Raw genomic sequence first — 25,766 nt, forward strand, 5'->3', positions numbered from 1 at the left:
TTTTTGTCTATGACTTCTGTCCCTCACTACGTAAACCCTTTAACGTCGCGAGGGACAGAACCAGGTTTATTGATACCAATGTTTTTTCTCAAATAAAGTTCAGGATTTTCTGCGATATCTACCACTAAAGATGCAACACTTTTTCTTGAAACCACAGTCCCTTGAAAAAGTTCGCTTTTATCTGTCGTTTCATACTCAATTTCATTGTCATTTATTAACCAAGGCGGCCTTATGAATGTGTAATCTACATCCGAGTCTTCAATTATATCAGCCGCCATGCGATAAGGTCCTAAAAACGCCCCAATTACTTGCTTATTCCACCTGCCAAATTCACCAGGAACTTCATCATAAATAGCATAAGCTCCAACAAATATTAGGCGCTTAACATTCGTTTCTTTCATTGCTTTGACAATGTTTTCAGCATGCTCGTCCATTCTTCCGTCTAAGTTTGCGTATACAATATCTTGTCCTGCCATCGCTTGTTTTAACGTTTCATAATCCAGTACATCTCCTTCAATAACGTCAACGTTGTCAGATTTGTACCTTTTTAATCTATCAGCTTTACGAAGATATAAGGTTAACTTCGCATTCGTATCTTTTAAAAATAAATCAATAGCGTATCGTGCTATTTGGCCATTTGCTCCAAGGATTAAAACATTCATGGCATCACCGTCCTTTCAATAGCATGAATGGGAAAGCTGATACTGGGTCAAGGAACCTGTCGATCTCTTCCTATAGATTCTCAACCTTCTCTGCAAGCCCGAAATCCTTGTTGGTAATGCCGTCTTCATCGTGCGATCGAAGTGACAAATTCACCTTATTGTACTGGATAACAATATCAGGGTGGTGGTTAGCTTCCTCTGCCAACTCACCCACGTTGTTTACAAAAGCCAGTGATGCTTTAAAATCAGCAAGTTTATACGTTTTTGTCAGGTAACCATCCGTGTACTCCCAACCGGGTACCTGGTTAAGATTTGCTTGTATTTGCTTTTCATTTAGTGCCATGTTTATACCTCCTTGTAGTACAGATTTCCCCTAAACTGCTATCATTTAAACTGACGGACAGGCCCCATATCACTTTCTATCCAGCAATTCCTTTGTATACTCAATGTCATCCGTAAAAAATCCATCTACATGTAACGCTTTGACTCTTTCCTGTTCTTCTTTTTGTGTTGCTTCATCATTGAAATAAACATGTACTTCTTTTCCCTGGCGATGCAGTGCGTTCACATTTTTCATGTTTACATCTGATGATTCGATGCCGATAATAGGATAGTCAACTGATTTAGCCTCACTCAGGTCAAAGTTCCCTTTACTATAAAGAAGCGTTAATGGAATATCAGGTGCAAGTTCATGCACTTTTTCCAGACTTTGTTGTGAGAAGGACTGAATGGTCACTAATTCCTTAGCTATTAGATCATATTCATTCAGCAACCCGATTAAGGCTTCTTCCATTACTAGCTCCCCATCCTCAAGTCTTGTTTCAATATAATAATGCTGCGAGTCGGTAAATGTTTCTATGATTTCCCTTAAGGTGGGAACCCGCTCCGTTGCTCTTTCATTACCAAATACCTCAACTGTTTGAAATTCCTTTAGCTCTTCCAGCGAATAATCCGACACTTCTCCCAATCCATTCGTTGTACGATCAATGTTTTCATCATGCATGGCTACAAGCGTTTGATCCTCTGTCATCCGTAAATCTATTTCAAGTGAATCAGCACCATCATTTGCCGCAATTTCATAGGCAGTGATCGTGCTTTCATTGAACCGATCATTCGCACCCCGATGGGCAATGATTTTTGGCTCATTCACGATAGGAGGCTCCGGTTCACGACCTACGTAATTATACATCACGATTAAAACACCAACGATAGCACTTGCAAACCACACTGTTTTTTTAAGCAAATGCTCTCCGCTCACTTCTGAAAAAAACCGCTTTTTCCGGAAAATCAGTTATTATCGCTTTGACGTTCAAATCTAAGTGCTGTTTTAGTTCATTACTGCTATTCACTGTCCATACACGCAGATTTTTGTAAACGTCCTTCATAAGATGAGGTGCAGCTAGTACGATGTCTCCTGATACATGTAGTGCTTCCAATCCCAGGGCTTGCATGTAATCTAGGGGACGCGGAAGCTGTTGATCCAGCAGCCAGGCCATTTCTACAGATGGATCAATTTTTTTCATGTACAGTAGTGAAGGCAAATAGAAGGAAGAGTAGATCACCTTTTTGCCGTTCCCATATTTCTTGACGAGATTCAGTACTTTCTGTTCCATGCCTGCATAATCAATTATATATGTCTTTAATTCAATGTTTAGTTCAATGTCATAAGGCGCAATTGCCTCCAGTACTTCCTGCAATGTGGGTACCTGCTCTAACTGCCATGCATCTTCGTAATACTGAAAATGATTAAAACGAGAACCCGCACTGTACTGCTTTATCTCCGCTAAAGAAAGATTCTTCACATATCCTTCTCCATCTGTTGTTCTGTCCAGTGTTTCATCATGGATGACGACAATTTCACCATCACTTGTCATATGTACATCTATCTCCAAGCCATCCACACCCTGATCAATCGCCTTCCGGAAGCCAAGCAAGGTATTTTCCGGAAAACTCCCCATGCAGCCGCGGTGCCCATAAATCTTCGTCTCTGTCATTTAAATACGCTCCTCTACTTTTTATCAAGAAAGAGAATAAAGTTCAATTTTATTCCCTTTCTTTTTATATAATATTATAAAGTTATTATTCTCCTCTGGCTGCATTCGCCTGTTCAATTGCAGTGTTCAGTTGTTCCACCATCGTATTATAAGATTCATCCACGTCTCCGCCATTATATACCGTCTCAAGTGCTGTTTCGATAATTGTACGTCCTTCCGGTATCATATCCATGACAGCACCCTGTGTTGCATAAGATGGTGTTGTTGCTTGTAATTGGTCTACAGTTACTTGGAATTGAGGTGATTCTGCATACACATCCTGAACGACTTGCTCTTCATATGCTGCTGGGTTGACCGCAAAATAACCAGTTCCAACATGCCATTCAGCCTGTAATTCAGGGGTTTGCAAATATTTCATAAATTCCCATGCAGCTTGTTGCTCTTCCTCTGGTTTACCATCAATCATCCAAAGGCTTGCACCGCCAATAACGACGCCTTCACGCTCTTTGCCTTCTGGATGTGGAAGGAAGCCAACACCAACTTCGAAAGGAGCACTTTCGATCATCCCTTTTGTATTGGCTGAGGATTGTAAGAACATAGCAACATCACCTGCTAGAAAGCCTGCAGCCATGTTGTCTCCGTTCGTACCATAGTTCGCAAATGTTTCTTCTTCAACCATACGATTCACCCATTCAAAGATAGATTTCCCTTCTTCTTCTGAAAATGCAATTTCCGTTGGTGTATCTGTACGGCCATTATCATTGTTCATGTATAATGCGCCTTGATTAGCCAATAATTCTTCATATAGCCATCCGTAGGCTTGCAATGCAAAACCGCTCATATCCGGGTTTGACTCCATAATAGTTTTACTTGCTTCTTCAACCTCTTCAAACGTTTCCGGTGGTGCTTCCGGATCCAGTCCAGCTTCTTCAAATGCATCTTTATTATAATACATAACAGGAGTAGATGAATTAAATGGCATAGAATAGAACTGATCATCAATCTTATAATAGTTTACGATGTTTTCTTCCAAACCGCTCATGTCATATCCGTCCGCGTCAATAAATTCCTGAATTGGTACGACATTACCGCTTTCGATCATGGACATTGTACCAATTTCGAAAACCTGCATCATCGTTGGTGCATTATCTGTACCAGCAACACTATGAAACTTTGTTAATGCTTCATCATAAGAGCCTTGATATTCAGCATTTACTTGAATGTCATCCTGTGAATTATTGAATCCTTCCACAATTGAATCCAATGCTTCCTGACCAGAGCCTCCCATCGCATGCCAGAATGTTACCGTTTGTGTCCCTCCGCTCTCGTCTGAGCCATTTTCTTCTGTTGACACATTCGTTCCTGATCCTGATGCATCTTCTGAGGCTTCTCCTTCACCACCGCATCCTGCAACAAATAACAAAAGCCCAAGTGCGAGTATGACAAATAATTTCTTCATTCATCGTTCACTCCTTTTTTATAATAGCTACTCAGGTCCAACAAAATGCCTTATTTTAGAGCACCTTCTGTTAATCCTTTTTGCAACTTCCTTTGCCCAAAGAACAACAAGATTAATGTAGGGACAACGACGATAATCGCTCCTGCCATGATCACCCCCCAATCATTTAACTGTTCCTGTGTTTGTAATTGTTTTAACCCGATTTGTACTGTCCGGACTGTATCATTTGTTGTTGTAAGCAACGGCCATAAATACTGATTCCATGAGGTTAAAAATCCGTATACCGCAAGTGTTAGCATACTGGTCCTCGACACCGGCAATACAACAGTTAAATAGAATTTGAATTCACCCATTCCGGCGATTTGACTTGCTTCTTTTAGTTCTTTTGGTATTTGTTTAAAATTCTGCCGCAGCAAAAATGTACCAAATGCCATTGCAAAGAACGGCACCGTTAATCCCGGGTATGTATCTATCCAGCCCAAATCACGGACGGTATGAAAGTTGGCAATTACTGATGCTTCAAAGGGAATCATCATGGTTGCAATAAAACAGAAAAACAGGAAATCCCTCCCTTTAAATTCAAGAAATACAAATGCATAAGCAGCCAAGCTGGATAAAATCAATTGCCCGATCATAATGACAATGGATATAACGAAGCTATTAAATAAATATTTTAATAAAGGAAATTGATTAAATGCTTTTATGTAATTATCAAATGTAAGCGTAGAAGGCATACTTGCCGTCATGATATCCGCATTCGTCATAAAGCTCATCATAAAAGCCATGAATGTTGGGGCAAACACGACAATGCCTGCTAGGATAAGCAATATATAGAAAATGACTTTTCTGCTGATTGGCATGGTCATTGATAATGAACCTTCCTTTCGCTGATTTTAAACTGTGCGATTGTCATCAACAAAATAATGATGAATAAGACTACTGCCTGTACACTTGCTGAACCGAATTGATAATTCATAAAAGCATCCCGGTAAATCGAATAAACGATTAAATTTGTTTCATTCTGCGGCCCACCTTGAGTCAAAATGTCAATTTGACCAAATGTTTGAAAGGCATTAATCATCGTTACTGTAACCACAAAAAACAGCGTTGGTGACAACATAGGAATTGTAATACGACGAAGCTTATAAAAGTATCCAGCCCCATCGATATCAGCACTTTCATATAAATGACTGTCAATTGACTGCAAGCCGCCTAATAAAATTAGAAAAGTAAACCCAACATTCATCCAGATGGTTGTTATCGAAACAGCAATCAGTGCCCAAGCGGGATCCGTCAACCAGCCTATCGATTCAAAGCCAAGTAGACCTATGATTTGATTCAGGAACCCAATGGAAGGGTGAAACAAATACAACCAAAACACAGATGCCGCTGCAACGGAAATCCCCATTGTCGACGAGTACATGGTGCGAAAGATCCCAATCCCTCTTAGCTTCTCATTTGCGATAACGGCTAAAAATAAGCTGATAATAACGGTAACCGGAACTGTATACAGCACAAATAATAAGGTCGACTGCAAGCTTTGCAGGAATATAGGTGATGTAAAAAGATTGATATAGTTTTCCCATCCGGCAAACACAGTTGGTGCACCGCTCGAATCCGTTAGAAAAAAACTTAAATAGATTGTGCGAATCATGGGGTAGAATAAAAAAACTGTAAATAAAATAATGGATGGCAGTAGAAACAGGATCCCTTTAACAAAATTCTTCATCCGTTGTTTCTTCTTCACCAGTTCAAAATCATCTTGCAACGCTTCATCTGACGCAAGGGCTGTCTGACTCATGCTCATATCGCAACTACCTCTTGTTCTTGCCTTGCTGATGCAGATTTGATCAATAAACCTGTATCTGAATCAAAGAAGCATACATTTTCAATGGATATATGTACGCCCACAATATCGCCTACTTGAACAGACCATTGCCCCGGCCATTTTGCTGTCCATAATTCAGACCCAACATCAAATGCAATCGATGTTTCATTGCCCAAATGTTCCACATTCACTACTTCTAAGTGATGGTTCGTACTTTCACTGCTTCCTGGCTGGAGATGCTCCGCTCTGATTCCAACGGTTAAATTTTTATCTCTCGGTATGCTCTTTAATGTATCCGTATTTGCATTTATGTTCATGAAATCTTCCAGTATAATTTGCTTTCGGTCTTTTGAAAAAACAGCTTTTCCCAAATTCATCTTCGGAGATCCGATAAAAGAAGCAACAAATAAATTGGCTGGTTCATTATATAACGTAATTGGTTCACCAACCTGTTGAATTTTCCCTTCATTGAGAACCATTATTCGGTCGCCCATGGTCATCGCTTCAACCTGATCATGTGTGACATAAACCATAGTCATCCCCAGCCTTTTTTGCAGCCGTTTAATTTCAATTCGCATATGTGACCGCAGTTTAGCGTCGAGGTTAGAAAGCGGTTCATCCATCAAACAAAGCGGTGCTTCACTTACAACAGATCTTGCCAGTGCCACACGCTGCCGCTGTCCACCGGAAAGTTCTTTCGGCTTGCGCTCCAGGAATTCACTCAATCCCATCATATCCGCTGTTTCTTTCAATTTTCGCTGTTGTTCCTGCTTATCAACCTTCTTTGCGCGTAAGCCGAACAGAATATTTTGCTCTACCGTTAAATGCGGATATAACGCATAATTTTGAAAGACCATGGATAGATTTCTATCCTTTGGCGGGATATGATTCACAACCCGTTCACTTATTTTTAATACCCCTCCTGAAATCTCCTCAAGTCCTGCAATCATTCGAAGCAACGTACTTTTTCCGGAACCGGAAGGCCCAACAAGAACAAAGAATTCTCCCTTTTCAATGGCTAAATTGATTTCATCCAGGACCTTGCTCTGCTTATCATAGGACTTTGAAATATCAATCAGTTCGATTTGCTGCATGCGATAACCTCCTTTTCACATACATTAAAACATATCTGATTCATTCAGATTTAAAATTTACAGTTTTCATACAATAAGTTAAATTTAAATTAATAAAGTTAATATAACTTTAAAATTAGTTTCGTGGGGATTATTTTAACAGTTAATGAGGGAAGAACCTTTGGGGGATGAATTAAGTAGTTCACTTACTGACAGGCGGAAACTTATTAAAAAGCAATATTTTCAGATTATTATTAGTAGGCTAATTAACAATGAAATTAGCGCATTAAAAACATTGCTTTATGGTGAGGGTTTTGATATAAAAATGAAACAGCTCAGTTCACATTTTACTGAGCTGTTTCATTTATTTATTTTCATTGTTCTGCAATCGCGCCCGTTGAAAAACTCTTATGGTTCTTGAAAACCTACCTTTGCAACAAAAAACAAAACAGAGTACATAATCAACGCGAGTAGGTTTAACAAAATCAAACTTATTCTTAAATCGCCTTTAATTCCGAACCATCCAAGTATGACTCCCAATGCCCCCAACACAAAAGGTAAAAGCAGACTTATGTCTATTACCTTATCACTCCAAAACAAGGAGGTAAGCAACAAAAAGAAGACCAGAGACAATAATGAAAAACATTTCTCTATTGCCTTTGATTTTCTTTTTAATATAAAATAGTAGCCCGCTATTAAAAAAACAGCTAATAAAATAAACCAATACATTATGCACTCCACCTTTAAAAGCTTATACTACAATCTGGCCCTACTCAGAAAGAACCTTCTTATTCCAGAATGGCACCCGTTAAAGGAATAAAGGTTAGGAACAAGAATAAGATAACCATCTAATTCATTTTAATTTGCTGATTTTTTTCGTTCGTTTCTATATACAAAAATAAGACCTGCACTACAAAGCATAAACATAGTTAAAAAGCTACGATCTCCAAGGTTATTTAAATTAGTCACAAGAGCGAACAGCAAGGCAGCCATACCTAAACCAACGAGCAAGTTTTTTCTATTCTTACTAAATACACGTGACAATAACCAAATCCCTAAAAGTACCACAACAAATATACCAACTTGAATAAACAAATCGACACCCTTTTTTAAGTTTTCTCTTATAGCAATTTGTTTAACATAATTATTTCCAATACCTGTCCCTCGGTCTTCTTACACAACTTTTATTCCACCAAATGGCCCTATCGTATTATATGGTAGCCAGTCATTGTACTGGTTGACCTATTTTTAATAGGTTTTATTATTGAGGAAGCCGGGGTAGGACGAAATGGCCCGTGGGACTTGATCCCGTCCGTAATACTGTCCACCCCTTCCTTGTAGAAACATGTTTGAGGCTGGTTGGGACATGATCCCGCATAACAAGCGAAGCTATGAAACTACAAGTGGTATAGGGGCGTACCGGCGAATCTATTAAAGGAGTTGTGATCACATATGGACCCTGTTATCGGCCTGGATATCGCAAAAGGAGAAAGCCAGGTCCAAGCCTTTTTACAAAGGAAAGAGGCTTATAAACAAAGCTTTAAATTTAAACACGATTTACAAGGACTTCATGATTTTTATCAGTTTTATCAGGAAGTGGAACGGGTTTCTGGCCAACCTCCGGCTGTCATCTTTGAATCCACGGGGCACTATCATGAGCCTGTGCTCCAATTTCTTGAAGAGCATGGCATAACATATTATTTGATTAACCCAGTGGTTTCCTCTGAAGCCAAAAAAACCAGTTTGCGCAAAGTAAAAACGGACAAAATCGATGCATTCCATCTGGGTGAGCTTTACTATAAAGAAGATTTGGAAGTTTTTCAGAGGAAAACCGAGCAATACTTGAATCTGCGTCAATTAACCAGGCAGCACAGCGCTTTAACGAATAGTTATGTTGATATCAAGCTTCAGTTTCAGGCTGTTGTGGATCAGATTTTCCCAGAATATCATGGTGTTTTTAGTGACCTTTATGGCAACCTCTCGTTGAACACCTTACTGCAGTATCCGACTTCTTTGGATACTCAAAACGTTTCTCAACAGGCTTTGGCCATGGAGATGCGTCAATTTGGGGCAAGGCGTTCCTATGCATGGTTTTTGCATAAAGCAGCTCAATTAAAAGATGCCGCAGAACGTAATCCCTTTCAACATCCTGTTAATCAAGGTCAGCTTATCAGCTTGCGACTGTATATCCAGATGCTTTTTCAATACCAAGAGCACCTATCCAAGTTAAAAAAGGAGATAGATACACTGGCTCAATCCTTTGAAGACTATGAATTGACTCGATCTATTCCCGGGATCGGGGAAAAGATTGCGGCAACAATCATCTCCGAAATTGGGGGAATTGGTCAGTTTGAACGGCCTAAGCAACTGGCTGCCTATGCTGGGGTAGACCCAGCAGTCTTCGAATCAGGTAAATATAAGGCTGCCATCAACCGCATCACGAAAAGGGGATCATCAAGATTACGTCAGGCCCTTTATACGGCTGTGCAATGCGGCCTGGCCAAAAATCGCAATAAAAAACTGATAGTCTTTTATGATCGCAAAAGAAACGAGGGCAAACCTCACAAGGTTGCTATGATTGCCTGTGCTAATAAACTCATTCACTGGATTCATGCCATGTTAAAACATCAAGAAGTCTTTGTAGATCAACCTTAAAAATGATTTAAATTAACAATATTCCGAAACCTTATCGATACAACGGTAAGGTTATTTGGCATGTCCAATTTTAGTGTAACATGTTTCATTGAACTTTTTTACCTTTAAATGTTGACAACTATTAGCTGGTATTGTTGCATAAAATTTAAAACCCAGAATGTTTAATTCAATTTCACTTTGTTACAATCTTTAGCTTAATTTTAACATAAATATTCAGAATACCCGGCTAAAATCATTAAAATGCGCTCTCTTTTTGCGCAAAGACAAATTAACTGCTTGTATTGGAAGGTGTTTTAACATAGAAATTATAATCCGTTTACTTTTAAAGAGGTGACAATATTTAATCTCACTTTGTTTTTATCGTACTAATATAAATTATGTTTTTTTCATTCAAACGTTGTTATACCAGCACTATAAGCATTGCTTTTAATACCAAAAATCCTTATAATTAGGAAATGGTATTCTTTAACCAAATTCCTCTAATTATAAGGACTATCCTGAATTAGGATCGTTTTATAGCATATTCTCCATCCACTTATTGCCTGTCCAATATCTCTTTCAACACCCTCGCCTGATTATACTCCTCATCCTTGGCGGCAAATAACAAGGTCACGTTTTTATCATGTTCTTTTGTAATTTCTTTAAGTTTCTCCAATTCTTCCTGCTGTTCGCCGTTTTCAAGCTCTTCTTTGTATTTTTTCTTAAACTCCTCATATTTATCTGGATCATGACCAAACCATTTTCGCAGGTCATTGGACGGCCCGACTTCTTTCATCCAATGATCCAGTTTTGCATCCTCTTTTGAAATACCTCTAGGCCACACACGATCAACTAATACGCGAACACCATCATTCTCCGTCGATTCTTTATCATAAATTCTTTTTATTTTTACTGGCATTTTAATACCTCCCTTCTTATACATTACCCGGTTTATGAAAAAATTACACTGTGGGGTCTGGCCTTTATTGCACTGGTAAAGCACAGACCCCTTATATCAAATGACTTCAAATAATCCTCAGCCCAATATAACCAATACAAACTGCTGATACGATACTCAGCAACGTGCCTACTAAATAATATTCGGCAAATCGCTTATCATCAAATTGCTTAAATCTTGTAATTGATTTAATAGCAACAAGTAGTGCAATACCGGTTAAAGATTCGTTGACTACAAAAATCATGATTAATATTCGTTCGAGAATACCAATATATCTTCCCAGGTTCTTATGCTCTTGTTGATATTCAATCGTGATACGTGTGGTTGTCTTCATACTTGATGTACTATTATTCTCTTCTACTTCCTTTTCCTCTACCTTCATATCCGTTGTAGATGAAGGTGGCGTGAGATTTTTGAGAAGAATGGATAAAAGATAGGAAATGCCAAATGTGTTGATGAGAACCAGTATCACCATGGCTAAAAGTTTTTCAAAGTCTGATAGGGATAAACCTTCAAACAATAACAAATAGAGACCTTCCGCCCAAAAAATTAATGAATCTGGTAGGATATCGAACACAGTAAGAACAATAGCAATTGTCATTATGTGTAAAACCTGATCGAAACTATATATCAATGCTTTTCTTTTTTGTGATATCAATCTGCTTTTAAGAAGCAGCTTCAGGAAATCGATGCCAAAATGGGTGACACCAATGATAAAAATCATACTACTAAAAGCAATTATTGTATGAACGCTGATTTCTTTCTGCCATAAAAGCCAGGGGACAACAAGAATCACATACGTTGTCAGGTGGATTCCGACGTGTAACAACAATGCTCTTATTCGTGTTGCCTTCAAATTTTTCCCGGTGTTCATCCAATCTGGCTCTAACAAAAAATCTGCGGTGAAATGCCCCAGGCATAACAATAAGAAATAAGCCATTATTCCTCTAACCTTTCTTTTCTAATAGTTCCTGGAATGCATCCAGTAATTCCCGAAGACTTTTTTCCATTTCATTGACCAGTTCATAATTTGCAGCTGATAAATGGTTGTGAATGCTTGCTTTTGGATTTTTATATCCCAAGGACTTACCAATCTCCTCAAAAGTTTGGTTCGACTGTTGTTTTACCTTTTTTATGATTTCACGCTGCTTATCACTTCTTTTGTTCCGGTACATCCTTATCGTGTAAACCAACTGATTGATCGCCTGATAGGGAACGTCTTCCGAATAATAAAAGATTTTATTGTCCCATTCTTTATTCCAGACAGTTGCTTCTTCGTTATTTTGCTTGATGAATGTATCTCTTGCCTCTACAGCATTGATAATTGCACTTCCATTGGAAATGTGTTCATTATTTTTTATTTTTGTGTCAATTTTTCCAAGACCACAGCCAATATAAAAGGATAGACCTTTCTTTTTTTCCACAATGTTGCTAATCTTGTCGATTGCTTTGTAACTGTCTGAAAAACGGTAAAATACACCGACTAATTCATCTCCGTTCCTGATACGAAAAGGCATCAGCATACTGTATGACAGCATACTATTTAATTTATCCCTGAGAAAGAGCAGCGTCTCTTCAACCCCTCGAAGATCCATCTTCCGTGAGTTCACCACGTCCAGTGCCAGGCAGGCATAATATTCTTTCACGTCGCAATTCACCTCCAAGTTGTACTCTAAAATGAAAAATACATATATTTTATAAAGTATACGTAATTTCCATATACTAATTATAAGTATATCATTTTCCCATATCTATATCAATTCAGCTACAACTGATGGGAACGATCAATCAAAAACGTGAATCATGAGAACAAAATACAATGATGGAAACACCTTAGAAGAAGAGTTTAAAAAGGGTCTGTCCCGCACCACGCTAACGCTTTAACGCAGTAAGAGACAGACCCCATTAAACAAAACCTATTTCTCCAAAGGTACTCGTATTTTTTCAATAATTTCATCCATGTTTTCCTTCAATGATGCTAATCTTACCTCACTATCTGTAAAATTTTCCCCGCGCACACCATAATAGCATTTTATCTTAGGCTCTGTTCCTGATGGACGCAGGCAAACCCAGCTATCTTGTTCCAAAATAAATTTCATCATATTTTCGTTTGGCAGCTCAATCACTTCTTTTTCACCGGAATCGATAAAAGTACGTTCCCCTGCTAAATAGTCCTCAGCCTTTTCCACTTTAACACCAGCAATTTCGGTTAAAGGCGTATCCCTAATTTCACTCATAATGGCAGCTATCTGGTCTGATCCTTCTTTTCCTTTCAAAGTCAGAGAAGACATACCTTCCAAATAATAGCCATGCTTTGCGTATAAATCATGTAATGCATCGAGCAATGTTTTTCCTCGACGATCCCAGTAATAAGCCATCTCACTAGCCATGACAGCTGCTTGTACGGCATCTTTATCCCGAGCGAAGCTACTGATCAGGTACCCGTAGCTTTCCTCGAAACCGAATACAAACGTCTCTCCTGTCGCATCAAATTGGTTAATTTTTTCCCCGATAAATTTAAAACCTGTCAATGTATCAATCGTTTGCACATTATAGGAATCGGCAATCGAGCGGCTCAACTCTGTCGTTACAACTGTTTTTATCATACGAGCTGTTTTTAAGATGACTGGATCACTATGGGATAAAATGTAATCGAGGAACAAGGACCCCAATTGATTTCCGGTTAAAACCTGATATTCTCCTGCCTTATTCCTGACCGCTACACCCAAACGATCTCCATCAGGATCCGTTGCAAGCAAAATAGATGCATCGCGTTTTTTCCCTTGCTCAATCGCAAATGTAAAGGCTTGATGTTCTTCCGGATTGGGTGATTCCACGGTAGAAAATTCCGGGTCTGGCTCTGCTTGTTCTTTAACAACATCCACATTGGAGAAATGTAATTGCTCCAGCCCTTTCATGACAAGCTGATGTGCCGCTCCATGCAATGGTGTAAACACAATTGGAAGTTCTTTTTCCTTCTGCTGTTCTTCAAGGTCCATTTTGGTGATAGACTTTAATTGTTCTAAGTAGGCGTTATCAATTTCATTATTTACCCAGTTAAGCATTTCCTTTTCTTCCAGTATCTCCTCTTCCAACACCGGTACCGTCAGCTCATTTTCAGTTGCTTGAATCGCATCAATAATGTCCCCTGCTTCGTCCGGTGTGATTTGTCCGCCATCTTCATTGTATACCTTAAACCCATTATATTCAGGTGGATTGTGACTTGCGGTAATCATAATACCTGACGCGCTGCCCAAGTGACGTACAGCAAACGACAGGAGCGGTGTCGGACGAGGGGAATCAAACACACTTATCTTTATTCCATATGCACCAAGTACTTTTGCCGCTTCCACTGCAAATTCCCTGGACATATATCTCGAATCATAAGACACGACAACGCCCCTATCTCTTACATTTACATGGTTAGCAAGTAAATAGTTTGCCAGACCATTGACGGCCTTTCGTACGGTATAGATGTTCATCCGGTTCGTCCCGGCCCCAAGACACCACGCATACCACCGGTTCCAAAGGTCAATTCTTTATAGAAAGCATCCTCAAGTGCTGTTTTATTTTCCTTTAATGTATCCAGCTCCAATTTAAGTGATGCATTAAGATCTTCATATGAATCCCATTTTTGATAAACTTGCTCCCAACTACTCATATAAATGTTTCCTCCATTATGTATGTATAGATGGTAAAATTTTAGCATACTTTTCTTTAATATTCTATGTGGGAGTTTAATCCAATAATTTTTAGGTTAAAATGGATAAAAAGTGTTACGCGCACTTTCCTATTATTCTTAGAAAATTTGGCTTTTGTTAAAGGAATTCTTAAAAAGCGTACTTCGCTTTGTGAGAAACCCTTATACGTTGCGTGCAAGCGAAAGCCCGCACTTATGCAGATAAGAAAGTTTTAAACTTTCTTATCTGCCAAAAAACGGGTAGAATAGAATATATATCTAATTCGGACAGAAAGTTGTGATGTTGTTGGTTCATAAACGATGGTTTCAAGTAATGGTTTTCTTTATTATGTTTTTTCTATTAATCTTATTAATTTCCGTTACTGATTTTATTTTCATTCCAGTGGTTCAATTAGTGGGGGCCGTTGCCTTTCCTATTATTGGAGCCGGCATTCTTTTTTACTTAACCAAACCGGTTATGCATTTATTCGAACGGTTTAAAATCCATCGTGTCGTCTCTATTATTCTCGTGTTTTTATTAATCATTTTACTTGGATACTTATTTGTGTTGTATATTTGGCCGATTGCACAACGGCAGATCACCAATCTGGTTGAGGGTATTCCATCTATGGTATCGATGGTTGAGAACTTCATTGATTACTGGCAGCAAAATTACACTAGCATCCCTGATCAGGTACTTACTGCCATTAACGACTTTAGCAATAACATCCCGTCCCATATTGAAAATATTTTAAACTATCTTTTCGGGTTTATTGGAAGTTTTATCGGTCAGGTAGTCACCATCATTGCGGGCTTAGTACTAATCCCTTTCTTCCTTTTCTTTATGCTGAAAGATGGGGAAAAGTTGGTTCCTTTTATTACACAGATTTTTGAAAAGGAAAAAGCCGAGAATATTCGAAGTCTATTAAGCAAAGTTGATAATGTATTGACTTCTTTTATCCAGGGACAGTTGATCGTTAGCTCTTTCGTTGGTGTCCTATTATTTATAGGTTATCTTATTATTGGTCTCGAATATGCACTGGCACTGGCTCTGTTCGGATTGATAACAAATGTGATTCCATATCTCGGACCATTTATCGCCGTTACGCCGGCACTCATTGTCGGAGCATTCCAGGACCCGATGAACCTTATTTGGGTTTCCCTAATCATGATCGTCGCCCAGCAGATTGAGAGTAACTTAATTTCACCAAACGTCATGGGGCAAGCGCTGGATTTACATCCATTAACGATTATAACTGTAATTCTGGCTGCCGGAAGTATTGCTGGTTTTATCGGCATCCTGTTTGCTGTACCATTCTATGCTGTAGTACGAACAATTATCGTGCATTTTTATGACACCTATGTAGAATCGAAGAAAAATAAAAAAGATGCTTTATTATAAAGTGGGGGAGATAATGTGACAACTAAAGAGTTGGAAGCTAAATTACAGGAATTGAAATCCGATTATGCTCGTATTCAAGGTGATATGGATAAATTAGAATATGTTAAAGGTAGGGTTTCTTCTGCTGAGAGGCAATTGGTCCGGTTAGAAGAGGAAATTGCTGCTGTCAATAAGCAACTGGAAGAAAGAAAAGCGTGAAGCTCATGAGCATCACGCTTTTTCTTTATTATTTCCATTTGTTTTTCGTTGGTTTTCCACTCTCGACCTGTTTTTTTCTTTTTCTTTTGTTGGTGGTGTTAGACTAACAATTTTATCCCCGATTGCAGGGACTGTCCGCATCTCTTCTGAATAGAATTTAAGCACTCCAGACGGCTTAATTAAATACAGGAATACGGTAGATACATCTTTATCCGCAACATAATTTTGATAATTATACTGTGCGGTAAGCGTTGTTTGCCGGAATACATATCCGTCTTTTAGTTTATCATTTAAATCATCCATATTAAATTTCTTATCAAACAGAATTCTTCCGCCAACTTTAGAGACAACCCCACTGGAATAGCCATTATTCAATTGCGTGTGCGGGCTCACTTTGAATACATTTGTCCTGCCGTATTCAGGCATGAATGTTGTACATACGAGTGAATTATATGCATTATCATCTGTTGCAGCAAGCAAATACTCATATGGGATCGTATCAAGATTATATTCAGCCTGTTCAGAGAGCATGTCTCCATGATAAACTGGAACACCCGCTGTGCGTGCTTTACGCAAATTTTCCCATGAATAATCGACAATAATTACAGGAAAATTCGATTTAGACAGAGACTTGGCGAGTTCAACTGTAAATGGATTACTGCCAACAATCAATGCACCAGGTTTTCCTTCCATCGATAGATTAAGCTTTTTCGCCAGCCAACCGATAGAAAAACCATGTGCCACAACGGTAAAAAATACAAGTGCGAAGGTTAATGTCGTTAAAATCGATGCATCTTCATAACCTGCATCCAGTAATACCGTGGCGAAATAACCAGCCACCGTTAAAGCAACAATCCCTCTTGGAGCAATCCAGCCAACCAATGCTTTTTCATTAAATGATAATCCTGTTCCGATCGTTGATAAGAATATCGATAACGGCCGGACGATAAACATCATTAATAGTACATATCCGATAATGTTCGGACTGAATATCTGAAGCAATGTCTCCCGTTCCAATGAAGCTGTCAGCATAATGAATATGGTTGATATTAACAGAATGGAAATGTTCTCCTTAAAATGACGCATATCGGAAATGGAACTAATTCCCATGTTTGCAAGTGTAATACCCATTGCCGTTACAGACAAAAGCCCGGTTTCATGCATGATTAAATCTGCACCTGTAAAACAGAAAAGGACAACCACAACAACGGCGGGAGATTTCAGGAATTCCGGGATATGGCCGGTTTCGAACATCCAACCAAGCCCCCTGCCACAAGCCCAACCGAAAATCGCGGCAAAAATAGATGCTGCAAAGAACAGGAGAAGTGCGGAAACATCTGGACTTGAAGCAGTAATAAATACGATAATTTCAAATGCAAAGACTGCCAGTAAAGCCCCAATAGGATCGACAATAATGCCTTCCCATTTTAGTATCTTTGCAGGTCTGGGTTTTAGCTTTGACTGACGAAGGAGTGGCATAATAACCGTTGGGCCGGTTACGATAAACAAACCACCGATAACAAACGCTACTGCCCAAGACAGGCCAGCTATATAGTGAGCAGTTAATGAACCAAGGATCCAAGCAATAAATGCACCGACTGTGGAGATCCGAAAAACCGGCTTCCCGAGTCCACGAAGCTCTTTAAAACTTAAATTCAAACTACCCTCAAAAAGAATAATTGCTACAGCTGCCGAAATAATCGGACTGTAGAGGGAACCAAAGTTTTCTTCAGGATCTATTAAATCAAGGATTGGACCAACCAGCAGACCTGTGACCGACATAATAACAATTGCAGGCAAACGATACTGCCAAGCCAACCATTGTGAACCAATTCCCAAAAGACCAATCAGTGTTATTTCAAATAATAGAGATGGCATTTTTTTCAGCCCCCTTTATTTTGTTCAAATATAGAGACATTCTATAGGTGATTGAGGGGATTGTAAACAGTTTTTTTGAAAAAAATTAGCATGGTATTACATTGAGTGATGAGGTTGCTGTTTAGATCTTGCTTTGACAACAAACGTGGTTGTTGTTATTATTTATTTTGCTTTTTGAAAAAAATAGCGACTAGACAAATGCTTCTATTTTTATCTGATAATAGAAAATAATTACATGGACTTCTTTACGATATAGAAATTGGCAATGTAAATCTCAGAGGCCACACCACTGGAGGCTCACGCATCATGAATAGAGACATATTTATCATCGGATTTACGCTGTTTGCCTTATTTTTTGGGGCAGGTAACTTGATTTATCCACCTACGCTCGGAATCGATTCCGGAACTTCGTATTGGGCGGCAATCAGCGGGTTCATCCTAACGGGAGTTGGGCTGCCTATACTGGCAGTCACAGCTACTTCATTTGTGAAGAATGATGCCAGGGAGCTGGCGAATCGGGTACATCCATTATTTGGACTTGTTTTTACTTCTATCGTCTATCTTGCTATTGCGCCGTTTTTCGGAATACCACGTGCAGCAACGGTCGGATATGAAATGAGTGTGGAGCCATTTATGGATGGAACTTCTTCTATTTCACTATTTATTTTTACAGTAATTTTCTTTGGCCTTGTTCTTATCGTTAGTTTAAACCCTTCAAAAATGGTTGATCGGATTGGACAATACCTTACGCCGATTTTATTAGTTGCTATTGTGGCTTTAAGCATTGGTGGGATTGTGGTATTGAACGTGCCACTGGCTACACCCTCAGAGGATTATACCATTACTCCATTGTTCACAGGGTTTGTGGAAGGTTACTTAACGATGGATGCTATAGCGGCGCTTGCTTTCGGTATTATCGTCGTAAATGCATTTAAAGAACGAGGGATTACGTCAAGATCAGATCTTGTAAAATCCACCTTAAAATCTGGAATCGTTGCAGGTATAGGTTTAACCGCTGTTTATACATTTCTTGGTTGGCTCGGAACGCAAATGGCAGGACAGGGGTCATTTACGAACGGCGGGGAAATTTTATCCGCTGCGGCAAATGTGATATTTGGCAATTTTGGCGCGTTACTACTAGGTATAATTGTTGTATTGGCCTGTCTCACTACATCTGTGGGGCTTGTTGTAGCAGCAGGGCAATTTTTTCATAAAATCACGCCTATCCCTTATAAATGGCTAATTTCAATCGTGACAATCGCAAGCTTTCTCATATCCAATCAAGGGCTGAATACAATTATAAGTATCTCTGTTCCAGTGCTTACATTCATTTATCCGATCGCCATTGTTCTGATCCTACTTACATTTATCCATAAACTATTCGGCGGTACAACTGAGGTATATCGTGGCGGAATTTTGTTCACAGCAATCGTTAGTTTATACGATGGTTTGGTGGCATTTGGCTTTGAGATGCCTAGATTAGCAAGTGTTATGGAAAAATTGCCGTTTTTTGACCTTGGACTGGGATGGCTTGTACCTGCTGTTGTTGGAGGGGTGATTGGGTGGATGATTTCAGTTTCAGGGAGTAAGCGAAATACAGATGTTGGGGCTTAGAGCGGAAGTCGGAGAGATGCCGACCGGGGCTTCCGGCAGATCGACCGAAGGCTCCATATCTATCTCCCCTAGGTTTTCTATTAACCTGACTCCGTAAGAACGGTTTTATTTAACTGACTGACCGAGTTCTCCCCTGCTAGTGCCATCGTTATATCCATATCAGCGATCATATTTTGCAAAACTTCTGTAACGCCTTGTTCGCCTGCCACAGCTAACCCATACATACACGGCCTTCCAACAAGCACGGCTTTTGCCCCAAGTGCAATAGCCTTAACAACATCTGCCCCTCTTCTGATTCCACTGTCCATTAGTACTGGGATTTGATCTTGAATAACATCACAGATAAGCGGAAGAGCCTCGAGTGCTCCCAGTGCTCCGTCCACTTGGCGGCCGCCATGATTGGAGACAATAATCCCATCAACCTCGTATTCTAATGCTTTTTGGGCGTCATCCGGATGCAAGACTCCTTTTAATATAATTGGCAGGCTTGTATATTCTTTTATAAAAGAAATATCGTCCCAGGTTAAACTGGCATTGCCAAAGATTTTCGTCCAATGCATAATTGCCGCAGTCGGGTCCTCTTCTGGTGATTTCTCCAGTTTGGAGCGAAAAGCGGGATCACTCAAATAATTGCCAACACCTTCCCCGATTAAGAATGGTAAATACACATTTTTTAAATCATATTCGCGCCATGCCAGCATTGGTGTGTCCAATGTGACAACAATAGCTGAGTAGCCTGCGTTTTCTGCCCTTTGCAGAAAGCTTGCAGTTATATCCGGATCCTTACTCCAATACAATTGGAACCATTTTGGTGCATCACCCATTATCTCTGCAATTTCCTCCATCGGTTTCGTCGATGCAGAAGACGCGATATATGGTACACCCAACTCAGCACTTGCTTTAGCAGAAGCCAGTTCTCCTTCCGGATGGATGATAGACTGTACGCCAATAGGTGCATGTAGAAATGGAAAGGGATATGTTTGGCCAAACAGTTCGACAGTAATATCACGATCTTCCACATTCCGAAGCATCCTCGGGGTGATCTTCCAGCGATTGAATGCCTCCAGATTCGCCTTTATCGTATCCTCACCACCCGCACCTCCTGCTATATAATAAAACGGGCCATCTTCTAAGACTTCACGCGCCCGTTTTTCCCACTCCTCATATATAACCGGAAGTCTATTCGGATCGGGATTGGCCATCGTTTGATAAATTTTGTATTGAACTTCATTACCTATATTAGACATTTTAGATTCTCCCTCTTGTATTAGATTTGGTTTGACTTTTCTCCTGAAAATATAACCATTTTTAGATAAGTATATATTTTTCTAATAATTTAGTCAATACACTTTTATAAGCCTCTTTCCACTACAATCGAAATTAATTTGAAAACGGGGTTATAGATAAAAAGTTTCTCAGATTAATGCCACCTTGTCTCCATTTAAAACGATTGTAATAATAGAAGAATGCAGGTTATTTTAAGTTAAAAATTAAATGATTAGATACTCTAACCATCACTAAAATGCTATTTTCAACCAATTTATCTCACGCGGGAAAAAATATGTTACCATTAATCTATGAAAAGGAGGCTGCCCTAGATGCTAGTAAAAGAAGAAAAAATCCTGCAAACCTATTTTGGCTATGAAACGTTTCGCCCTGGGCAAAAAGAGACGATTAACCATATATTAAACTTAAATAACACGCTTGCTGTGATGCCAACTGGCGGCGGTAAATCCTTATGCTACCAGATTCCGGGTTTATCCCTAGATGGCACAGCAATCATCATTTCCCCATTAATATCCCTTATGAAGGATCAGGTTGACGCTCTCCATTCATACGGAATTCCCGCTACATATATTAACAGTTCACTTTCTGCGAGTGAACAGCACACGCGGCTCGAGGACATAGCTGCTAAGCGCTATAAATTCGTTTATGTAGCTCCTGAACGTTTTGAATCGATGAATTTTGTAAACACCATTAAAAATATCCCGCTGGCACTTGTAGCTTTCGATGAAGCGCACTGTATTTCACAGTGGGGACATGATTTTAGGCCCAGCTATCGTTCTATTGTTCCCAACTTGAAAAAATTAGCGAATATCCCGGTTTTTGTTGCATTGACTGCAACGGCTACAGAGGATGTTATTTCAGATATTAGCGATTTACTGCATATTGAGACAAATCATGTCGTCAACACCGGATTCGAACGAAAAAATTTGTCCTTTCATATTGCAAAAGGAAAGGACAAATCATCCTATGTCCGTTCTTTTTTAGAAGAGCATCAAGATGAATCAGGAATTATTTACACAGCAACTAGAAAACAAGCAGATGCATTGCATGACCAACTAACGCGTCGTGGTATTGATGTAGCCAAATATCATGCCGGATTATCAGAGGATGAACGTAAACAAGCACAGGCTGCCTTCATTCATGATGAAAAATCTATCATGATCGCGACAAATGCATTCGGGATGGGGATCGATAAATCGAATGTGCGGTTCGTCATCCATTATGCCATGCCGATGAATATTGAGTCCTATTATCAGGAGGCCGGCAGAGCTGGACGTGACGGGGAACCGAGTGATTGTATTTTATTATTCTCCCCACAAGACATTCAATTACAGAAATTTTTGATCGAACAGTCACTGATGGATGATGCTTCTAAACAACAGGAATACCGTAAATTACAGGCGATGATTAATTACTGTCATACCCATGGCTGTTTAACCGCACAAATTCTGGATTATTTTAACGACACGGAGACAACTGAAACTTGCGGGCGGTGCAGCAATTGTGTGGAGCGTCAGGAGAAAAGGGATATTACCGAAGAGGCACAGATGATTCTGTCTTGCGTCAAGCGCATGGGAGAACGCTTCGGTGTAGGCATGACCGCTAAAGTTCTAAAGGGCTCAAAGGATAAAAAGATAAAAGATTTTCACCTGGATCGAATTTCTACTTATGGCTTGCTGTCTGCTTATACAGAAAAAGGGCTGACAGAATGGATCCATTTCCTGATTGCAGAACAGCTATTGGCGACGGAAGAAGGGAAATTCCCGACATTAAAATTGAATCAAAATTCAGTTGATGTATTGAAGGGAACACGCCCTGTCTGGATGTTTACTGCGCCAATACCTGTTAGCGAACAAGCTGATTATCATGAAGACCTATTCTCATCTTTACGCGCACTGCGAAAACAAATGGCTGCCGAGAAAAATGTCCCGCCATATGTGCTGTTTTCCGATGCAACATTGAAGGAATTAAGCCGTTATTTTCCAGTTACAAAAGAGGATATGCTGGAGATCAAGGGTGTCGGTGAGAAGAAATATGAACAATACGGGGCGGAATTCCTTGCTGTCATCCAGGAATGGCGCGAGGAACATCCGGATGTGAAGAAGAAAATCCGAATCGCCGACACACCAGAGCCGGCGCCTAAACCTAAGAGACAGAAAACGGATGACGATAGACCAAGTCATATGGTGAGCTATCAAATGTTTCAGTGCGGAAAGTCGATTAAGGATATTGCAGGTATCCGGGAGTTTTCCCAGCAGACGATAGAAAATCACATCTTTAAGGCATTTAAAGCCGGTTATCCAATTGCCTGGGAGATCTTTTTTAACGATGGAGAAGAAGCTACTGTATTAGCAGCACGAGAGGAGATTGATGAGCCGCGGCTGAAGCCATTGAGGGAAGCTTTGCCTGAGGGATATAGTTATACGATGATTAAGGCAGTTTTGGTTAAGAATGGGTTGATGTAGATTGAAGTTCCTGCGTGTACTCGTTGCTTTCAATCAAAAAGAGAAGGACCTTCGACTGTATCCTTCAATTCATACGTTTCGAAAGAACTGTTGGAGCATGCTACGAACGTTATTCGCTTTTTTGTCTTTGCAGTATGAGGAATAATTTTCAAAATAAAACATAGGTGTAGTTATATTTTATGTTATAATACTTGTATCAATAGATTGGCTTCACATGAGGGGTTAAGGTGGCACTGTCGTCCTGTCGGTAGTCTTAAGTTGGAGACTTCCTAGGGAAGAGGTGACGCCAATGGATTTTGAAAGCACTTTGACGTTAATGATATCCTTTGGGATGTTAATAGCGTTCATTATGGCTGATAAAAACCATAAAAAATAACCCCTCATGCAACTTAGCAGGTTAGCGAGGGATTATTTTCCTAATGCCGCCTGACCCCTCTTGATGGGGTTCGGTCTATTGTGACCGTTCCATGTACTAGCATGGGCGGTCTTTTTAATTATATGTCTTCCTACGAATAGTATACCCTAATTACAGATTACAAAACAACTTTTTTTACTTGAATTACCACCTCTATTTGTTTTCTATTTATTAAACTGTTTCTATAACCTTCTTCCAGCCTGTCTATTAACCTTTCCATAGCTTCTTGTTTCGTTCTTCCTAGACCTTTCAATTGTATTTTTTGTCTTCTGAATCATCTTCTTTTTCTTTGCGAAGCTGTTTCTTGCTAATTTTATTACTTTATTTAACGATTAAAATAATTGCTTTTCTAGTAATGTTCTATGGACTTAAAAAACACCCTTCCACCACTTCATCAAGATCCTTACGTTTACCATTCCAGTCCTTCATATCAATCTCGAGAACCCGGCCATTCGCTATAGCAGTTAATACTTTTTGCTCGTCAAACAGATACGCAAATGTATGAAGTGTACCAAAAAAGTTATCATAGTCATCAAAAAACATTGGTGAATTTTGGTCTCGAAACCAATCAAACATCTCTTTTCCAGTTCGGTGATTCGTTTTAGCTTGATCTAAATGATACAAACGTTCAGAAGTGTTTCCAGCTGTACGGTTGTATGCACCCATTCCGGCATGTTGAAAATGATTCGTACATATAGCACATTTTGATCATGACGGACTTTCACTTCAACAGGAGATGCTTCTACAACAGCTGCATGACCGTTTGCATCACCAATTGAGTAATTGTAACTCCACGAATGTGGCAACTCTTTTATTAATTGGATAGCTTCATCGGTTGTTTTGCATGTGTCCAACACAATCCTTAGAACACTCCCTGCACTTAGCCCCTTCCTCGAATGCGTATGATTAACAAAATGAAATCCTATAGCCAGCCCTTTTTCATTCACCCCTTCATGCCTGCCCAACATATGTAAACTATAGCCAACACTCGCATAAGCCTCCTGCGGGTTAATTATCGCTAAACGATTGTCGTAACTGTCAGGTGAAAAATCATAATTTCGAACATAATATTTTGGCGTGACTACTGCAGAGCAACCCATTCCCTTTAGTTTTGGAATATCATATCCACTAAATAGGGACAACGCTTTTTTATAAGGAATATTTAATGATTCTGTTAACCCTTTCACTTCATCAAGGAGGTGTGGAGCAAAATGATGAAAGATATTCTCGGTGTCAAGTACATCAATGTTTTCATTCATAATAGGCTCAAATTTTTCCACCAGTGAAGCAGGAATGTTTTCTCCCTGATTATAGCCAATTTCATACGATGAGCCTTTTTGTTGGTCTATTGCTACTTCAAAGTATGTCAATTCAAGCACTCCTTATTTTTCGTTATAAAAGTTAATTCTGCATATTTCTCAATACTCCATTTTATTCCACAAAATAGTCCAATTTTGAAGAAGGTTATTTCGTGGTAAGCGCGCCTAGGCTAAGTCCGAATAAATCTCCTAAATTCCATCAACCAACAATCCCGGTATTCTCCCTCGTGAAATTCGTGTTTAGAAAGTATCTTAACCTTGGTAAAGCCACACTTTTCGTAACATTTAAGTGCCCTCTTATTCGTAATTTGCGGATCCATCACTACCCGATCCACTTGTTTGTGTTGCATTAAAAAATCCACCATTGACTTTACAAGTAATGTTCCAATTCCTCTATTCCAGTACTCTGTTTCGCCAATAAATTGGTCAATTCCATAGATGTTTTCGCTTTCATCATAACCGTAAGTTGCTCTGGTTTTTTCATCTAGCTGATAATATTGTATGTATCCGATCTCTACTTCTTTGTACATAACTATACAGCTAAGCCGATTATTTTTCTGATTATAAAATTTCTTATTAACTATTTCTATATCAAAAGGATTGTCTCTTCCCTCATAGAATTCAAGCACCAATGGGTTTGAAAGCCACTTTGCCAGTAAATGATTATCTTTTGTGAGTAGCTGACGGACTTGTAAACTTTCTTTTTCAAATAACAATTGAAATACCTCCCCCACGGAAGCAAAAGAACCGTCCCCGTGCTTCCTTTCTTTTATTATAACTAATAGTCACTCAGACATGAAGATTTAAGCGATTTATTTAATTAACCTCTTTTAGGTGTTAATGTTCTTTGAATATGCACATTTAAAGCTTAGACAACCATCCCTAAGATAGAAGCAGCATT

At 39.3% G+C, this 25,766-nt stretch carries 25 protein-coding genes; 5 read left to right on the top strand and 20 right to left on the bottom strand.

From position 1 onward, the window contains the following. Window positions 1-26: 26 nt before the first annotated feature. The 10 genes from KFZ58_RS17075 to KFZ58_RS17120 form a co-directional block, all read right to left on the bottom strand. Window positions 27-662: an SDR family oxidoreductase gene (locus KFZ58_RS17075; protein ID WP_235792483.1), complete on the bottom strand. Its 636-nt coding sequence runs from the start codon at window positions 660-662 to the stop codon at window positions 27-29. Between the two features lie 70 nt (window positions 663-732). Next, the gene (locus KFZ58_RS17080; protein WP_235792484.1) at window positions 733-1,005 is read right to left on the bottom strand and encodes a 4a-hydroxytetrahydrobiopterin dehydratase; all 273 of its coding nucleotides are present in this window, start codon (window positions 1,003-1,005) and stop codon (window positions 733-735) included. 69 nt (window positions 1,006-1,074) lie between these two features. Beyond that, window positions 1,075-1,905 (bottom strand): glycerophosphodiester phosphodiesterase, encoded by an 831-nt coding sequence (locus tag KFZ58_RS17085; RefSeq protein ID WP_235792485.1) that lies wholly within the window; start codon window positions 1,903-1,905, stop codon window positions 1,075-1,077. Beyond that, window positions 1,898-2,656 carry a glycerophosphodiester phosphodiesterase gene (locus KFZ58_RS17090; RefSeq protein WP_235792486.1) on the bottom strand — a complete coding sequence of 253 codons (759 nt, stop codon included), beginning with the start codon at window positions 2,654-2,656 and terminating at the stop codon, window positions 1,898-1,900. Before KFZ58_RS17090 ends, KFZ58_RS17085 begins: the two co-directional genes overlap by 8 nt. A gap of 85 nt (window positions 2,657-2,741) precedes the next feature. Then, window positions 2,742-4,115 (bottom strand): ABC transporter substrate-binding protein, encoded by a 1,374-nt coding sequence (locus KFZ58_RS17095; RefSeq protein WP_235792487.1) that lies wholly within the window; start codon window positions 4,113-4,115, stop codon window positions 2,742-2,744. A 50-nt stretch (window positions 4,116-4,165) separates the two neighbouring features. After that, complete coding sequence (locus tag KFZ58_RS17100; RefSeq protein ID WP_370642512.1) at window positions 4,166-4,975, bottom strand: carbohydrate ABC transporter permease; 810 nt, start codon at window positions 4,973-4,975, stop codon at window positions 4,166-4,168. Window positions 4,976-4,977: 2 nt separating this feature from the next. Beyond that, window positions 4,978-5,844 (bottom strand): carbohydrate ABC transporter permease, encoded by an 867-nt coding sequence (locus KFZ58_RS17105; RefSeq protein WP_370642513.1) that lies wholly within the window; start codon window positions 5,842-5,844, stop codon window positions 4,978-4,980. A gap of 74 nt (window positions 5,845-5,918) precedes the next feature. After that, window positions 5,919-7,037: an ABC transporter ATP-binding protein gene (locus tag KFZ58_RS17110; RefSeq protein WP_235792490.1), complete on the bottom strand. Its 1,119-nt coding sequence runs from the start codon at window positions 7,035-7,037 to the stop codon at window positions 5,919-5,921. 387 nt (window positions 7,038-7,424) lie between these two features. Then, window positions 7,425-7,745 (bottom strand): hypothetical protein, encoded by a 321-nt coding sequence (locus tag KFZ58_RS17115; protein WP_235792491.1) that lies wholly within the window; start codon window positions 7,743-7,745, stop codon window positions 7,425-7,427. 129 nt (window positions 7,746-7,874) lie between these two features. Then, window positions 7,875-8,111: a hypothetical protein gene (locus KFZ58_RS17120; RefSeq protein ID WP_235792492.1), complete on the bottom strand. Its 237-nt coding sequence runs from the start codon at window positions 8,109-8,111 to the stop codon at window positions 7,875-7,877. A gap of 357 nt (window positions 8,112-8,468) precedes the next feature. Between KFZ58_RS17120 and KFZ58_RS17125 the strand changes: the two genes are divergently transcribed. Next, window positions 8,469-9,671: an IS110 family RNA-guided transposase gene (locus KFZ58_RS17125; protein WP_235792493.1), complete on the top strand. Its 1,203-nt coding sequence runs from the start codon at window positions 8,469-8,471 to the stop codon at window positions 9,669-9,671. Between the two features lie 535 nt (window positions 9,672-10,206). On the opposite strand, the gene KFZ58_RS17130 is transcribed toward KFZ58_RS17125, so the two are convergent. The 5 genes from KFZ58_RS17130 to KFZ58_RS19415 all read right to left on the bottom strand — a co-directional run bounded on the left by KFZ58_RS17130 (window position 10,207) and on the right by KFZ58_RS19415 (window position 14,269). Further along, window positions 10,207-10,569: a DUF488 domain-containing protein gene (locus KFZ58_RS17130; RefSeq protein ID WP_235792494.1), complete on the bottom strand. Its 363-nt coding sequence runs from the start codon at window positions 10,567-10,569 to the stop codon at window positions 10,207-10,209. 106 nt (window positions 10,570-10,675) lie between these two features. Continuing rightward, on the bottom strand, window positions 10,676-11,548 hold the full coding sequence (locus KFZ58_RS17135) for a DUF3307 domain-containing protein (protein ID WP_255694942.1): 873 nt from the start codon (window positions 11,546-11,548) through the stop codon (window positions 10,676-10,678). Between the two features lie 7 nt (window positions 11,549-11,555). Beyond that, window positions 11,556-12,254, bottom strand: a complete 699-nt coding sequence (locus KFZ58_RS17140; RefSeq protein ID WP_235792496.1) for a SatD family protein — start codon at window positions 12,252-12,254, stop codon at window positions 11,556-11,558. A 270-nt stretch (window positions 12,255-12,524) separates the two neighbouring features. Further along, window positions 12,525-14,090, bottom strand: coding sequence for a phospho-sugar mutase (locus tag KFZ58_RS17145; RefSeq protein WP_370642331.1), 1,566 nt, complete (start codon window positions 14,088-14,090; stop codon window positions 12,525-12,527). Next, window positions 14,087-14,269: a hypothetical protein gene (locus KFZ58_RS19415; RefSeq protein ID WP_370642332.1), complete on the bottom strand. Its 183-nt coding sequence runs from the start codon at window positions 14,267-14,269 to the stop codon at window positions 14,087-14,089. Before KFZ58_RS19415 ends, KFZ58_RS17145 begins: the two co-directional genes overlap by 4 nt. Window positions 14,270-14,636: 367 nt before the next feature. On the opposite strand from KFZ58_RS19415, the gene KFZ58_RS17150 reads away from it, so the two are divergent. Continuing rightward, window positions 14,637-15,689 carry an AI-2E family transporter gene (locus KFZ58_RS17150; protein ID WP_235792497.1) on the top strand — a complete coding sequence of 351 codons (1,053 nt, stop codon included), beginning with the start codon at window positions 14,637-14,639 and terminating at the stop codon, window positions 15,687-15,689. 15 nt (window positions 15,690-15,704) lie between these two features. Next, entirely contained in the window at window positions 15,705-15,887 is a 183-nt protein-coding gene (locus KFZ58_RS17155; RefSeq protein WP_235792498.1) for an SE1832 family protein, read from the top strand. A 12-nt stretch (window positions 15,888-15,899) separates the two neighbouring features. Here the strand turns inward: KFZ58_RS17155 and KFZ58_RS17160 are convergent, their stop codons facing one another. Continuing rightward, window positions 15,900-17,765, bottom strand: a complete 1,866-nt coding sequence (locus tag KFZ58_RS17160; protein WP_235792499.1) for a cation:proton antiporter — start codon at window positions 17,763-17,765, stop codon at window positions 15,900-15,902. Between the two features lie 306 nt (window positions 17,766-18,071). On the opposite strand from KFZ58_RS17160, the gene brnQ reads away from it, so the two are divergent. Then, window positions 18,072-19,379: a branched-chain amino acid transport system II carrier protein gene (gene brnQ, locus KFZ58_RS17165; RefSeq protein ID WP_235792500.1), complete on the top strand. Its 1,308-nt coding sequence runs from the start codon at window positions 18,072-18,074 to the stop codon at window positions 19,377-19,379. Window positions 19,380-19,459: 80 nt separating this feature from the next. Here brnQ and KFZ58_RS17170 read toward each other — a convergent pair whose 3' ends face one another. Next, window positions 19,460-20,626 (bottom strand): lactate 2-monooxygenase, encoded by a 1,167-nt coding sequence (locus KFZ58_RS17170; RefSeq protein WP_235792501.1) that lies wholly within the window; start codon window positions 20,624-20,626, stop codon window positions 19,460-19,462. Between the two features lie 351 nt (window positions 20,627-20,977). On the opposite strand from KFZ58_RS17170, the gene recQ reads away from it, so the two are divergent. Continuing rightward, window positions 20,978-23,131, top strand: coding sequence for a DNA helicase RecQ (gene recQ, locus KFZ58_RS17175; protein ID WP_235792502.1), 2,154 nt, complete (start codon window positions 20,978-20,980; stop codon window positions 23,129-23,131). Between the two features lie 775 nt (window positions 23,132-23,906). Here recQ and KFZ58_RS19230 read toward each other — a convergent pair. From KFZ58_RS19230 to KFZ58_RS17185, 3 genes are all read right to left on the bottom strand, one after another. Further along, on the bottom strand, window positions 23,907-24,212 hold the full coding sequence (locus KFZ58_RS19230; protein WP_255694943.1) for a carcinine hydrolase/isopenicillin-N N-acyltransferase family protein: 306 nt from the start codon (window positions 24,210-24,212) through the stop codon (window positions 23,907-23,909). Then, a complete protein-coding gene (locus KFZ58_RS19235; protein ID WP_255694944.1) occupies window positions 24,158-24,916 on the bottom strand; it encodes a C45 family autoproteolytic acyltransferase/hydrolase in 759 nt (252 codons plus the stop codon). Before KFZ58_RS19235 ends, KFZ58_RS19230 begins: the two co-directional genes overlap by 55 nt. Before the next feature lie 119 nt (window positions 24,917-25,035). Beyond that, complete coding sequence (locus tag KFZ58_RS17185) at window positions 25,036-25,581, bottom strand: GNAT family N-acetyltransferase (protein WP_235792503.1); 546 nt, start codon at window positions 25,579-25,581, stop codon at window positions 25,036-25,038. Between the last annotated feature and the right edge of the window lie 185 nt (window positions 25,582-25,766).

Source organism: Virgibacillus sp. NKC19-16, from assembly GCF_021560035.1.
GTDB lineage: Bacteria > Bacillota > Bacilli > Bacillales > Amphibacillaceae > Virgibacillus_L > Virgibacillus_L salidurans.